Source organism: Curvibacter sp. Hmag1.1 (assembly GCF_059769165.1).
Window position 1 is genome coordinate 1,275,001 of the sequence record NZ_JBMBGX010000002.1, and the last position, 12,827, is coordinate 1,287,827.

Annotated in this window: 14 protein-coding genes, 1 rRNA gene and 1 pseudogene (1 of these 16 running past the window's edge); 2 read left to right on the plus strand and 14 right to left on the minus strand. The window is 52.0% G+C overall.

The features are described 5' to 3' along the window. The 8 genes and pseudogenes from ACOAP0_RS06580 to ACOAP0_RS06615 all read right to left on the minus strand — a co-directional run. A 16S ribosomal RNA gene (locus ACOAP0_RS06580) occupies nt 1-698 on the minus strand (it extends 837 nt beyond the left edge of the window). A gap of 328 nt (nt 699-1,026) precedes the next feature. Next, nucleotides 1,027-2,118, minus strand: coding sequence for a protein-glutamate methylesterase/protein-glutamine glutaminase (locus ACOAP0_RS06585; protein ID WP_498375085.1), 1,092 nt, complete (start codon nt 2,116-2,118; stop codon nt 1,027-1,029). A gap of 6 nt (nt 2,119-2,124) precedes the next feature. Then, nucleotides 2,125-2,796, minus strand: a complete 672-nt coding sequence (gene cheD / locus ACOAP0_RS06590) for a chemoreceptor glutamine deamidase CheD (protein ID WP_498376083.1) — start codon at nt 2,794-2,796, stop codon at nt 2,125-2,127. Nucleotides 2,797-2,853: 57 nt separating this feature from the next. After that, nucleotides 2,854-3,690: a CheR family methyltransferase gene (locus tag ACOAP0_RS06595; protein ID WP_498391350.1), complete on the minus strand. Its 837-nt coding sequence runs from the start codon at nt 3,688-3,690 to the stop codon at nt 2,854-2,856. 62 nt (nt 3,691-3,752) lie between these two features. Then, nucleotides 3,753-4,241, minus strand: coding sequence for a chemotaxis protein CheW (locus tag ACOAP0_RS06600; protein ID WP_087495193.1), 489 nt, complete (start codon nt 4,239-4,241; stop codon nt 3,753-3,755). 22 nt (nt 4,242-4,263) lie between these two features. Next, nucleotides 4,264-6,400 (minus strand): annotated as a pseudogene (locus ACOAP0_RS06605) (chemotaxis protein CheA). 43 nt (nt 6,401-6,443) lie between these two features. Next, the gene (locus tag ACOAP0_RS06610) at nt 6,444-6,806 is read right to left on the minus strand and encodes a response regulator (RefSeq protein WP_087495195.1); all 363 of its coding nucleotides are present in this window, start codon (nt 6,804-6,806) and stop codon (nt 6,444-6,446) included. Nucleotides 6,807-6,847: 41 nt separating this feature from the next. After that, nucleotides 6,848-7,291, minus strand: coding sequence for a hypothetical protein (locus ACOAP0_RS06615; protein ID WP_087495196.1), 444 nt, complete (start codon nt 7,289-7,291; stop codon nt 6,848-6,850). Nucleotides 7,292-7,451: 160 nt separating this feature from the next. Between ACOAP0_RS06615 and ACOAP0_RS06620 the strand changes: the two genes are divergently transcribed. Both ACOAP0_RS06620 and ACOAP0_RS06625 read left to right on the plus strand, forming a co-directional pair. Continuing rightward, nucleotides 7,452-8,591: a hybrid sensor histidine kinase/response regulator gene (locus tag ACOAP0_RS06620; RefSeq protein WP_498375081.1), complete on the plus strand. Its 1,140-nt coding sequence runs from the start codon at nt 7,452-7,454 to the stop codon at nt 8,589-8,591. Beyond that, a complete protein-coding gene (locus ACOAP0_RS06625; RefSeq protein ID WP_498375080.1) occupies nt 8,588-9,217 on the plus strand; it encodes a response regulator in 630 nt (209 codons plus the stop codon). The genes ACOAP0_RS06620 and ACOAP0_RS06625 overlap by 4 nt, the downstream gene beginning before the upstream one ends. 3 nt (nt 9,218-9,220) lie before the next feature. Here the strand turns inward: ACOAP0_RS06625 and fliR are convergent, their stop codons facing one another. From fliR to fliM, 6 genes are read right to left on the minus strand one after another with little or no spacing between them, the layout of a single operon-like run. After that, nucleotides 9,221-9,988 carry a flagellar biosynthetic protein FliR gene (gene fliR, locus ACOAP0_RS06630; RefSeq protein WP_087495199.1) on the minus strand — a complete coding sequence of 256 codons (768 nt, stop codon included), beginning with the start codon at nt 9,986-9,988 and terminating at the stop codon, nt 9,221-9,223. A gap of 12 nt (nt 9,989-10,000) precedes the next feature. Beyond that, complete coding sequence (fliQ, locus tag ACOAP0_RS06635; protein WP_087495200.1) at nt 10,001-10,270, minus strand: flagellar biosynthesis protein FliQ; 270 nt, start codon at nt 10,268-10,270, stop codon at nt 10,001-10,003. Between the two features lie 10 nt (nt 10,271-10,280). Further along, the gene (gene fliP / locus ACOAP0_RS06640) at nt 10,281-11,051 is read right to left on the minus strand and encodes a flagellar type III secretion system pore protein FliP (RefSeq protein ID WP_498375078.1); all 771 of its coding nucleotides are present in this window, start codon (nt 11,049-11,051) and stop codon (nt 10,281-10,283) included. Nucleotide 11,052: 1 nt separating this feature from the next. Beyond that, a complete protein-coding gene (locus tag ACOAP0_RS06645) occupies nt 11,053-11,364 on the minus strand; it encodes a FliO/MopB family protein (protein WP_087495202.1) in 312 nt (103 codons plus the stop codon). Between the two features lie 13 nt (nt 11,365-11,377). After that, nucleotides 11,378-11,818 (minus strand): flagellar motor switch protein FliN, encoded by a 441-nt coding sequence (gene fliN / locus ACOAP0_RS06650; protein ID WP_087495203.1) that lies wholly within the window; start codon nt 11,816-11,818, stop codon nt 11,378-11,380. Beyond that, on the minus strand, nt 11,808-12,812 hold the full coding sequence (gene fliM / locus ACOAP0_RS06655; protein WP_087495204.1) for a flagellar motor switch protein FliM: 1,005 nt from the start codon (nt 12,810-12,812) through the stop codon (nt 11,808-11,810). Before fliM ends, fliN begins: the two co-directional genes overlap by 11 nt. Nucleotides 12,813-12,827 lie beyond the last annotated feature (15 nt).

Consider the following 12,827-nt stretch of genomic DNA (forward strand, 5'->3'; position numbering starts at 1 on the left):
TCTACGCATTTCACTGCTACACGCGGAATTCCATCCCCCTCTGCCGTACTCTAGCGATGCAGTCACAAATGCAGGTCCCAGGTTGAGCCCGGGGATTTCACATCTGTCTTACATCACCGCCTGCGCACGCTTTACGCCCAGTAATTCCGATTAACGCTCGCACCCTACGTATTACCGCGGCTGCTGGCACGTAGTTAGCCGGTGCTTATTCTTACGGTACCGTCATTAGCAAACTGTATTAGAGCTCGCCGTTTCGTTCCGTACAAAAGCAGTTTACAACCCGAAGGCCTTCATCCTGCACGCGGCATTGCTGGATCAGGCTTGCGCCCATTGTCCAAAATTCCCCACTGCTGCCTCCCGTAGGAGTCTGGGCCGTGTCTCAGTCCCAGTGTGGCTGGTCGTCCTCTCAGACCAGCTACAGATCGTCGGCTTGGTGAGCCTTTACCTCACCAACTACCTAATCTGATATCGGCCGCTCCAATCGCGCGAGGTCTTGCGATCCCCCGCTTTCATCCATAGATCGTATGCGGTATTAGCGTAGCTTTCGCTACGTTATCCCCCACGACTGGGCACGTTCCGATATATTACTCACCCGTTCGCCACTCGCCACCAGGATTGCTCCCGTGCTGCCGTTCGACTTGCATGTGTAAGGCATGCCGCCAGCGTTCAATCTGAGCCAGGATCAAACTCTATAGTTCGATCTTGAATTTTTTCGCTCTTTCGAGCAACTCATAAAAACGGAATTGAAGTGAACTTCACTTCTATTCTCATGAGCGTTTAAAGTCTTGCGACTAGTTCCAAAAGAACTTGGCAATCACCTTCAAACGCCCACGCTTATCGGCTGTAAATTTTTAATGATCAGAAGCAGACTCTCATCTTCTTCTTGCCTTGCTGCGATCAGCGAAGCCTTAAATTATGACACACTTTTTAGTTCGCCGTCAAACTTAGCGAAGATTTCTTGCTTTTTTTAACGCCGCACGCAGCGCTAAAACAGGGACAGAATTATAGCACCGAATCTTGAGACGTTCAAATGCGGTAACGATCACCGGCGCCTTTAAGCCGAGAGAGCACAGCAGCAGCAATATCCGTAAGCGGCAGAACCTCATCAGCAGCACCCGCCAAGATCGCCTCCCGCGGCATCCCAAACACAATGCAAGACGCCTCATCCTGCACATAGTTGTAACTGCCAGCGTCTTTCATTTCTTTCATTGCCCGAGCGCCATCATTCCCCATCCCAGTCAACATGATTCCAATAGCGTTGCGTCCTACGAATTTTGCAACCGATTGGAACAACACCTCGACAGAAGGACGATGCCGATTAACTAACTCAGCATCCTCAACAACGCAAACATAGTTAGCGCCGCTTCGGTCAATACGGAATTGCTTTCCACCGGGTGCGATATACGCATGGCCGGGTAGAACTCGCGTGCCGTTTGTAGCCTCCTGCACAGTGATCTGACAAAGGCTGTTTAGCCTAGCAGCGAAACTCGTCGTGAATCCCGGCGGCATATGTTGGGTGATAACTATGCCTGGCGAATCGGCAGGCATCTTTATCAGAACCTCTTTAATCGCCTCAGTACCGCCGGTAGACGCACCGACTGCAACCAATTTCTCCGTTGAGATTCGCCCAAGAGACACCGGGACTGAAAGGGGAACATCAAGACCATGCGACGAGGAGCCTGCACCTTGCGACTTAGGAGCGACAGAGCGCTTAATGTGAGCCTTGGAAGCAATCCTGACTTTGTCAACGATGCTAACGGACAGCTCCTTAATTCCATCAACCAAGCCAATCCGAGGCTTCGCAACAAAATCCACCGCACCCAGCTCCAAGGCGCGCATCGTAACCTCGGCGCCACGCTCTGTAAGCGTTGAAATCATGACAACAGGCATGGGCCGCAGCCGCATCAGGCGCGAAAGAAATTCCAACCCGTCCATTTTGGGCATCTCAATATCAAGCGTAATGACATCGGGGTCTAACTCTCGAATCATTTCTCTAGCAATCAGCGGATCATTGGCGGCCCCAACACACTCCATATCTGGCTGCTTATTGATTATTTCCGTCAAGAGACTCCGCACCAAAGCAGAATCATCCACCACCACAACACGTATTTTCTTCATTGAAAATCAAAACAGATCAACAGATCCACCAGCATTCGATTTGGCTACAGTCGCTGCGTTACCTTTACGCTCTTCCACTACGAGCGTTTCAGGATGGGAATGTGCTAGGCGCTTGACTAACGCTTTTCCACTTGTAGGAAAGAAACACACTTTTCGCGGATGGATATCCAAGACATCTTGAGAAACCACCGGAATACGCTCCGTCGACAAATAATCTAAAACAAACTTGGTGTTCCGTTCGCCCACGTTCATTGTCGTAAAACCAGCCATCACTTGACCGCCGCCAAAGACTTTGGCCTGCATCGTTTCCCTGCGCGCGCCAAGCTTCAACATTTCGTTGATCAGCAATTCCATCGCAAACGAGCCATATCGCCCAGACCCATCCCCTCCCTCCCCATCCGGAAGCATGAAGTGATTCATTCCACCAATTCGAGCCTTCCCATCCCAAATACAAGCAGCAATGCAGGAACCAAGAACCGTCATGATGACAATCTCTTCGTTCGAGACGAAATACTCTCCAGGAAGCACCTTCACAGCATCGTACTGGAAATGGTGATCTGCGTAAAAAAAGGAGGCCTCCCCGGGCTTTCGGAGCTGGGCCTTAAGCTGATCTACTCTGGAAACACGCCCGTTCGCCAGGATTTTTGCACCTGCCGGAGCCGTTGGCTGACGAACCATCGAGCCGCCTGTATTTGGAGTGTTAATGGCCATGGTTAGCGTAATCACAAAAAGAGGTTAAACACGCTCGTACACAGTTTTGCCCTTTAGGGCAAAAAGATCACGTGAATCACTAAAGTTCTCGGCATGCCCTACAAAAAGCAAACCTCCCGGCTTCATAACTTTATGGATACGCTCGAGTACCTGCCTTTGAGTCGCTGCATCAAAATAAATCATGACATTGCGACAAAAAACGACATCAAAAGGGTCTCGAAACGGCCAATCGTTTTTAATCAAGTTAACCATCAAGAAGTCGATTTTTTCTCGCAACTCTGGCTTCACACGAGCCATGCCAGCATTTCCCCCCTTACCCTTAAGGAAAAACCGCTGCAATCGGCCTTGATCAATCCCCTTTAGGGCATCAGCACGATAGACCCCTTGCGCCGCAGCGTGCAAAACTTTCGAGTCGATATCGCTGGCTGCCAAAGAAAAATTCTTCGTGCTACCCAGTGCCTCTACAGCCGTCATTGCTATGGAATATGGCTCCTCTCCCGTGGAAGCAGCGCTACACCAAATTTTGCATCCGCCTGTGAATTTGTCTGACTTTAAGTAATCACCCAAGATTTGAAAGTGATGTCCTTCTCTAAAGAAAGAGGTCAAGTTCGTGGTGAGCGCATTTACAAACTCTTGCCACTCTGGACCATCCGTTGATTCAAGCCAGCGGAGATAGTCCTTAAAACTCTGGTGCCCCGTCTCTCTTAGCCGTCGGGATAACCGGCTATACACCATTGCATGCTTACCATCATGCAGACTAATGCCTGCCCTTTGATAAATCAGCTTCTGAACATGTTCAAAGTCGGAGTTCGTCCAAACGAACTCTCTGCCTTGCATGTCGTCTGTCGAACTAGATGCCATCAATAGCCTTCAACAGTGAATGCAATGGTAATCAAACGAAAAAGTCTCTGCCTAATCCGATCTCATTCAGACATTGAGACCAGCCCCATCTCTGGAGCGGACATCAGTTTCTCTATGTCCAACAAAATCAACATTCGCTCGCCAACAGACCCAAGCCCTAGAACTGCAGAACTATCAATCACACTTTCGATATCTGGTGCAGCCTTCAAACTCTCGGGAGGTAGTTCCATCACATCACTCACGGAATCAACAACGATACCTACGATTCGATTACGCAAATTCAAAACGATGACGACCGTAAAGGAGTTGTATTCTGATTTCGCACAATTGAACTTCAATCGCATATCCACGATTGGAACAATCGTTCCACGCAAATTCACAACACCCTTGATGAAACTGGGAGCATTTGCGACTCGCGTCGGAGGTTCATAGCCACGTATCTCTTGGACCTTCAATATGTCAATGCCATACTCCTCTTGATCCAAGCGAAAAGTCAAATATTCGCGCGCACCACTTGTGGTTAGATCATTAAGTTTTTCCATCATTCCCATGAGAGACTCCTAGAGCAGCATTTCAATGACGTGACCGGCGCACAAGTGCACCAGTATCGAGAATGAGCGCGACTTTGCCATCTCCCAAAATCGTAGCTCCGGAAACGTTAGGCACCTTCCGATAGTTGGATTCAAGGTTCTTAACAACGACCTGTTGCTGCCCCAGAAGCTCATCGACCAAAAGTGCAACTCGGCTACCGTCAGCCTCAACGACAACCATGATGTCACTGGACTTTTCAAAGTCGAAGCGCGGGATTTGAAACACCTTTTCCAACTCAATCACTGGCATGTACTCATCTCGCACCTTTACCAGCTGAGAACCCTGCCCCACTGTGCTCACTGCATCTGCCTTCACCTGGAAAGACTCAATAACAGAGGAAAGTGGGAGTATGTAGACCTCTTCTCCCACTCCTACAGACATGCCATCCATGATGGCGAGCGTGAGTGGCAAGCGCACCGACACCTTCATGCCGTAGCCTTCAGCGGAATCGATATCCACAGTGCCGTTCAACGCGGTAATGTTCTTCTTCACCACATCCATGCCCACCCCGCGACCCGAGACATCCGTAACTACTGCCGCAGTTGAGAAACCGGGCGCAAAGATTAGTTGCCAAACCTCTGCGTCAGACATTTGATCCGAAACGTCAAGTCCACGCTCTCTGGCTTTATTCAAAATTTTCGTACGCGAAAGTCCTCGGCCGTCATCACGCACTTCGATCACGATGGATCCGCCTTGGTGTGAGGCAGACAAGGTAATCGTGCCGGACTCCGACTTGCCAGCAGCTATGCGCTCTGCTGGCATCTCGATTCCATGATCACAACTATTGCGCACAAGGTGAGTCAATGGGTCGGTAATTTTCTCAACCAAGCCTTTGTCCAACTCAGTAGCTTCACCTTGGGTTACAAATTCCACTTTCTTGCCCAGCTTACCGGCCAAGTCACGCAACATGCGTGGAAACCGGCTGAAAACGATCGACATTGGAATCATCCGAATCGACATCACAGACTCTTGAAGATCTCTGGTATTTCGATCCAGATCCGCCAATCCGGTTAACAACTGCTGGTACACGGCAGGGTCCAATGCTCTGCTATTCTGAGCAAGCATTGCTTGTGTGATTACAAGCTCTCCAACAAGGTTAATAAGCTGATCAACCTTGCTGATCGCAACCCGAATAGTTGCCGCTTCAGGCTGTGCCACGGCTGCCGGGTTAACTTTGGCAGGGACTTTCGCAACTGTAGCGACCTCTTGTGCGACAGATGGAGCAGCTATTGGCTCAACCGAAACACCGGGCGCTCCGGGAGAGCCATCAAAGAAACCGAAACCAGCCTCCGGCGCTCCCTTCGTTTCGGCGGTGCCACCAGCCACAGCGGGGGCCCCAGCAGCGCCATCAAAGAAACCGAAACCCGGATCCGCAGGTGCTTGCCCTCCGGTGATCTCAATCTGAACCTTCTCTCTGGAAACATGGAAAGCGAACAGATCCAGCAACTCTTCATCAGTAGAAGATGTTTCCGCTTGAAAAACGCGGAAACCGGCTTTAGGCGACACAACAGGCTTGATGTCACCCAGCCCCGGAATGTCCCGAAAAAGCTCTTGTATGGCATCCGCTTGCTCAGGCTTGTCCAACGGCCCCACAGTTATTTGGAGACTGCGAGGGCCAGATGCTTTTGCTTTGCTGACTGGGGCTTCTTGTTTTGGCACCACTGGTGCAGCGACTGTTTTCTGGACTTCCAAAGTTCCGCCTGCTGCCAATACGCTGATACGCTTTACCAAGTCGGCTGTTGGGAGAGCCTCGCCCTCATCACCTGCTTGATGACGCGCTAACAAGCTACGCGAGGCATCGGCAGACTCCAAAAGCACGTCGACCATTGCCGCTGTAGGCTGCAATTCATGCCTGCGAAGCCTGTCCAACAAAGACTCCATCTGATGCGTCAGTTCAGCAACGTCAGCAAATCCGAATGTCGCTGCCCCCCCCCTTGACCGAGTGCGCACAGCGGAAAATTCCATTCAGTTCTTCGTCATCCGCTGTTTCCAGATTCAGGTTGAGGAGCATTTGCTCCATCTGATCCAAGTTTTCGCCCGCCTCTTCAAAGAAGATTTGATAAAACTGACTCAGATCAAAGTCACCACCAGCCCCACCATCTTGATGCGTCTCGGCCATACCTAGCTCCTGTTATTGAGAACCCAACGACGTCCCACCCAATCTAGCGAATAACCTTTTTGATGACGTCCAGCAGCTTTGCCGGATCAAACGGCTTTACCAACCAACCTGTGGCACCCGCAGCGCGACCGGCCTGCTTCATCAGATCACTCGACTCGGTAGTCAGCATGAGAATCGGAGTCGTTTTGAACTGAGGATGCTCCCGCAGCTTTCGAGTTAAACCAAGGCCATCCAGCCTGGGCATGTTTTGATCCGTCAGAACCAAATCAAATGTCTGCGTTTGCGCTTTTTCGTACGCATCCTGACCATCCACAGCTTCCACGACTTGGTACCCCGCACCGGTCAAGGTGAAAGAAACCATCTTTCGCATGGAGGGGGAATCGTCAACAGCAAGTATTAAAGGCATGAGAGGCTCCGAAAAAAACGCGGGGGAAATTGTGGTTTGGATTAAAAGAGCTCAATGGAACCGGCGTCCATTTCATCTTGAGTAACTGGATTGGGACGTTCCGGCACTTCTTCAACGAAAGGCACCGCCTCGCCGTCTTCGTTACCCATTGATTCGGAAGCTAATCGGTAGGCACACCCTTGCAAAATTTTCGAGGTGTGAACGATAAGCTGAGATGCCATGTCCTGGAATTGAAGCTCAGTGACCGCGGCGTGCAGGGCACTACGAACCCGGTCCAGCTCTTCAGAGTGCCCCAAAGCGGGAGAAGACAGGTTGGCACTCGCCGTGGTAAACCGCTCCATGAGGTTTTCCATAGTGTGCGCAAGCAAGCCGTCAAGCCGAGTCAAATCATGCACGACAACTAGCAAGGAATCTTGCACTTCGGCGACCAGCATCACAGGCAGCTGAACAGCCGGAGCAGCAGGTGGCGTCAACGATGGTTCCATTGTCATTCTTCCTCAGTGCCTGTCTTGTTCGCTATCCTACGCCGGATTCATGAGCTTTGAGTTAATCAAGATGCGTAGATTAGCAGGATTCACGAATTTTGGGGAAAAATCAATTACTTTGACAGAACAAAAACTTTGGGTTTAGCACTGGCAGCACATAATGAAACGCATGATAGCCCTGAAACACGAGTCCAATCCACTGGGTAACCCTGTAAAAGTACTGCACTTAGAGGATTCAGACGCCGACCACTTGCTCGTCAAGCGGGCACTGGCAGGCAGCCAACTCCACTTCAGTATTGCGCGAGCAGATGATAAACAGAGCTTGCTTGCGTCTTTAATGGGACAAGAGTTCGACATAGTGCTCATGGATTACAGGCTTCCCGGCTTTACTGCCATGGACGCTTGGGCCGAACTATCAAAATTGAGCGCCACTCCGCCTTGCGTCATCGTTTCAGGTGCCATCGGGGAAGCAGCGGCTGTCGCAGCCATCCAGAGTGGAATCACGGACTATTTGCACAAAGACAACCTCAAAGAATTGGCAAGAGTCATTCTGCGCGCCCTGAAGTTGCATCAAAGCGAGAAAGAAAGACAGCGAACGGCCGACGCCCTTCAAGAATCGGAGCTTCGCATCTCTGAGCTCGCAAGGCACTTGCAAAGTTCGCTGGAAAAAGAACGAGCGGCCATTTCAAGAGAAATTCACGATGAAATCGGCGGCGCACTCGCCGCAATGAAGCTCGATGTCGCCTGGATGAAGCGCCACTCGGAGTCCTCGGAAATACTCGAAAGAGTTAGCGCCATGCAGCAGATGGTGGGGCAAGCCCTTACAGCCACCCAACGCATCATGCAAAACACCCGTCCAGCGATACTTGATCAAGGCTTGGCAGCCAGCGTGCAATGGTTGACCGAGGCCCACTCTAAACGCGTTGGACGTCGGGTACTTCTCAACTGCAGGCTGGAGAACGAGACCGCACTCAATGATGGCGCTCGTTTGACCGCATACCGGGTTGTTCAAGAATCGCTGACCAACATCAGCAAATATGCGCCCGAGGCTGATGTGTTGATAGACATCGCCGACGGCGGTGACGGACTCACCGTTGAAGTCTCCGACAATGGCCCCGGATTTGAAATGACGCGACTCAAAAAAACTGCTGGCTTCGGCCTCAAAGGACTCAGCGAAAGAGCGAAAAACATAGGTGGTTGGCTTGATGTCAGCAGCACTCCGGGACGGGGCACATCCATCACGTTGACACTGCCACTCCAGCATCACCTTATCAACCCTACAGCGCTGAAGAACCCATGATCCAAGTCGTTTTGTGCGATGACCATGCAATGATCCGCAGGGGTATCCGTGACACACTCGTCGACTCGGGCGGGATTGAAGTCACCGGTGAAGCGGGCAGCTATCAGGAACTCAAGGAAACGCTCAAATCCGCGGCCTGCGAGGTATTGGTACTTGACCTCAATCTACCCGGCCGAAGTGGGCTGGAAGTTCTTGCCGCCGTGAAGGAATCTCACCCCCATGTCAGAACCCTCATCGTCTCCATGTTCGCAGAGGACCAATACGCGATCCGATGCCTCCGTGCCGGAGCATCCGGCTATTTAAATAAGGCAGGTGACCCTGCAGATTTAGCGAAGGCGGTCCGCACCATCCATTCCGGCCGGAAATACGTTACTCCGGAAGTTTCAGAGATGCTGGTCAATCAACTCGCTACACCCAGCGAAGAGACTCTGCACTCCAGACTTTCAGAGCGAGAGCTGCAGACACTGATCAAAATTGCTTCAGGTAAAAAACTCTCGGACATAGCGGAAGAGCTCATGCTGAGCCCAAAGACCGTAAGCGTTTATCGAGCCCGACTGCTGGAAAAACTCGCGCTTAGCAACAATGCAGAACTTACCGTGTATGCCATTCGCAACGCCCTCGTCTAGGCCTTAACTGGATACAAAAAGTCCGATCACCTTCCCCATCAAAGCCGTAAAGGGTTGGTCCAGCATGGGCAGCGTCACGGCGATCCCCACAATTCCGACGACGAGTGTGATGGGGAAACCAATGGCAAAAATGTTCATTTGAGGTGAAACGCGCGAGATGATCCCTAGAGCCATGTTGGTGAACAGCAGGATACCGACCATGGGCAGCGCAATCCAAAGGGCACTTGCGAAGACTTCTGCCCCCAGCTTTTGAAGCTGCATAGCTGCCAATGCATCCAAAAAATGTGGCGACACAGGAAAAGCGACGAAACTCTGGGTGACTGCCATCATCACCATCAGGTGCCCATTCATCACCACAAAAAGCAAGGAAGCGATCTGCGCAAAGAATCTCGCAACCGCACTGGACTGCGTGTTCATGGATGGATCGAAAAACGCGGCGAAGTTCAATCCCATCTGAAAACCCACCACTTCCCCTGCTAGCTCAACAGAAGAGAACACCAGGCGAACGGCAAAGCCAATCGATAAACCGATAACGACTTGCTGAATGACGACTGCGAGCGCAGCGGGGTCATTAAACGAAATGACCGGCGCATCCGGCAGACTGGCCTGAATAGCCAGGGCGACCAGAAGCGATAAACCAATCTTTGCCCGCATGGGAAAAGCCCGGGAAGAAAGTACCGGCGCAGACGTAAAAACGGCTAGGACTCTCAAGAAAGGCCAGATGATCGGTGATAGCCACTGCGCAATCTGGGCTTCATCAAATGAGATCACAGGTTCACCCTGTCACACCACGGACGCCGGAATGGCCTCCAGCATTCGACGGATGTACTCCACCAGCATGGTCAGCATCCACGGACCAGCAATCGCAAACACAGCAATAACTGCCAGCAACTTGGGAACGAATGCCAGAGTCGCCTCGTGAATCTGGGTGACCGCTTGAAAAAGGCTGACCAGCAAACCGACCACAAGGGCCGCGCCCAACACCGGCGCTGACACCATCAAAAGCATCAACAAGGCTTCTTGCCCCATGGTCAAAACGGTTTGCGCGTTCATGGTCGATACCTCAGGTTACAAAACTCGCAGCCAGCGAGCCAATCAGAAGGTTCCACCCGTCTGCCAGCACGAAAAGCATCAGTTTGAATGGCAGAGCGACCAACACCGGGGAGAGCATCATCATGCCTAGCGACATCAATACGCTGGCAACCACAATATCAATCACCAGGAACGGGATGAAAATCATGAATCCGATCTGGAACGCTGACTTCAACTCACTGATCACAAACGCCGGCACCAACACGCGAATGGGTGCCGTGTCCGCCTTCATATCCGGCGGAAGCTTCGCGAGCTTTGCAAAAAGTGAGAAGTCCGACTGGCGAGTCTGCTTCACCATAAAGTTTCGGATGGGAACCTCTGCTTTTTGAAGCGCCTGATCGAATGACATCGTGCCCTGTGAGTAAGGCTGGTAGGCATCGGCATAAATCCGATCGAAGGTGGGCCCCATGACAAAGAAAGTCAAAAACAGGGACAAGCCCACAATCACCTGATTTGGGGGGGCAGATTGGGTTCCCAGCGCCTGACGCAACAAGGACAGGACAATCACGATCCGGGTGAAACCCGTCATCATCAACAGCACAGCGGGTATGAACGAGAGTGCTGTGAAAAACAGAAGTGTCTGGATGGGAACTGAGAAATTGACGCCGCTCTCCCCTGTCCCTACCAATAAGGGTAATTGACCGGGAGCCTGTGCAAATGCCGAAGCGGAGGCAAGCAACGCAACCAAGCCGAGTGAAGCCAAACCCAACTGACGAATGACCGAAGAGGAAGCACCGGTCATTTCAAGAGATCCTTCCTGGCACCGTTGGAATTTCCATCGACTCCTGAGGCTCAACAGGTGCTGTGGCAGTGTGCAGGCATTGAATGCCGTTCGCGCTCACGCCCAAAGTCAACCATACGCGGTTATGCAGGGGCCCCACTTCAACGGTAACAACCCGTTGATGCGGCCCGACGGCAACCGCCGAAACAAACCGGCTTTGTGCCCCACCCAAGCGGGAAGACGATGGCACACGGGCCTTCAGCCAACGAATCAAAAAGGGAACGCAGGCCAGCGCAATAAGGAAGAGGATGACAGGTAAGAGTTGCAATGACATCGGCAACTGCCGTTTAGTTTCTACTGACTCGCTTCAACCGTTCAGACGGTGTCACGACATCCGTCAATCGTATACCGAACTTGTCATTGACCACGACGACCTCACCTTGAGCGATCAAATATCCATTGACCAGAACGTCCATGGGCTCACCCGCAAGCGCATCTAGCTCAACGACTGAACCTTGGCCCAACTGCAATATGTGTTTGATGGGCACTTTGGTGCGTCCCAGCTCAACGGAGAGCTGAACAGGTATGTCCAACACCATGTTGATGTCGTTGACATGCCCATCGCCACCCGAGGTGAATGGCTTCGGAGTGTCCCCCGAGAGCGGACCGCCGGGAGCAGCATCTCCCGCTCCGTCGCTGGATTTTTGCTCCAGAAGGGCCTCCGCCCAGTCTGCCATGCCGTCGTCGGCAGCACCTTGAACTTCGTCGGGTTTATCTTCAGATGCCATTGCGTTCTCCCAACCAGTTTTGGTCATTGCCGCGAAGTGCTTTTTCAATGCGTATCGCGTACTTCGAATTGTGAGTGCCGTACTGGCACTCGAAAATCGGCACACCGTCTACGGTTGCCTGAATCCTTGGCGCACGGTCCAGTTCGATAAAGTCACCTTTCTTCATGCCCAATAACTGCTCAACGGTGGCATCTGCTCGGGCCAGTTCGGCAACGATAGTGACTTCTGCTGCTTGGATTTCTCGAGTAAGCACATTCACCCAGCGGCGGTCTACCTCAATCGAATCCCCTTGGGTAGAGGAATACAGAACATCCCGGATCGGCTCCAGCGTTGAATACGGGAAGCTGAAATGAATGGCGCCCGTGATATCCCCGATTTCCAGCTGGAAAGAGGTGGAGATAACAATTTCGCTGGGTGTCGCGATGTTCGCGAATTGGGGCTGCATCTCCGAGCGCTGATATTCCAGCTCCAGAGGGTAAATGCCCTTCCAAGCCTTTTTGTATTCCGTGGTGATCACATCCACCAAGCGGTTGATCACGCGTTGTTCTGTGGCCGAAAAGTCCCGCCCTTCAATACGCGTCTGGAACTTTCCGATGCCACCGTACAAGGTGTCAATGACACCAAAAACCAATGCAGGTTCGCAAACCACCAAACCACTACCCCGCAAGGGCCTGATCGCCACGATATTGAAGTTGGTAGGCACCGCCAATTCACGCAAGAACGCGCTGTAGCGCTGCACTACCACCGGGCCGACAGAAATCTCAGGGCTACGGCGAATGAAGTTGAACAAGCCGACCCGCAAATTCCGGGCAAACCGCTCATTCACGATTTCCATCGTAGGCATGCGCCCACGGACGATTCGCTCCTGGCTGGAGATGTTGTAAGCACGGACTTCCCCGTGCTCCGCTGCCTCTTCTACGGTTTTCTGGCTTTCACCAGTTACGCCTTCCAGAAGGGCATCAACTTCTTCCTGGGAAAGAAACGATTCGCTCATAGCAAGCCCACAGTT

Coding starts and splice junctions, on each gene's coding strand:
- ACOAP0_RS06585 (WP_498375085.1), bottom strand. CDS start 2,118: ATGAAGAAAATACGTGTTGTGGTGGTGGATGATTCTGCTTTGGTGCGG.
- cheD (WP_498376083.1), bottom strand. CDS start 2,796: ATGGTTCGTCAGCCAACGGCTCCGGCAGGTGCAAAAATCCTGGCGAAC.
- ACOAP0_RS06595 (WP_498391350.1), bottom strand. CDS start 3,690: ATGGCATCTAGTTCGACAGACGACATGCAAGGCAGAGAGTTCGTTTGG.
- ACOAP0_RS06600 (WP_087495193.1), bottom strand. CDS start 4,241: ATGGGAATGATGGAAAAACTTAATGATCTAACCACAAGTGGTGCGCGC.
- ACOAP0_RS06610 (WP_087495195.1), bottom strand. CDS start 6,806: ATGCCTTTAATACTTGCTGTTGACGATTCCCCCTCCATGCGAAAGATG.
- ACOAP0_RS06615 (WP_087495196.1), bottom strand. CDS start 7,291: ATGGAACCATCGTTGACGCCACCTGCTGCTCCGGCTGTTCAGCTGCCT.
- ACOAP0_RS06620 (WP_498375081.1), top strand. CDS start 7,452: ATGAAACGCATGATAGCCCTGAAACACGAGTCCAATCCACTGGGTAAC.
- ACOAP0_RS06625 (WP_498375080.1), top strand. CDS start 8,588: ATGATCCAAGTCGTTTTGTGCGATGACCATGCAATGATCCGCAGGGGT.
- fliQ (WP_087495200.1), bottom strand. CDS start 10,270: ATGAACGCGCAAACCGTTTTGACCATGGGGCAAGAAGCCTTGTTGATG.
- fliP (WP_498375078.1), bottom strand. CDS start 11,051: ATGACCGGTGCTTCCTCTTCGGTCATTCGTCAGTTGGGTTTGGCTTCA.
- ACOAP0_RS06645 (WP_087495202.1), bottom strand. CDS start 11,364: ATGTCATTGCAACTCTTACCTGTCATCCTCTTCCTTATTGCGCTGGCC.
- fliN (WP_087495203.1), bottom strand. CDS start 11,818: ATGGCATCTGAAGATAAACCCGACGAAGTTCAAGGTGCTGCCGACGAC.
- fliM (WP_087495204.1), bottom strand. CDS start 12,812: ATGAGCGAATCGTTTCTTTCCCAGGAAGAAGTTGATGCCCTTCTGGAA.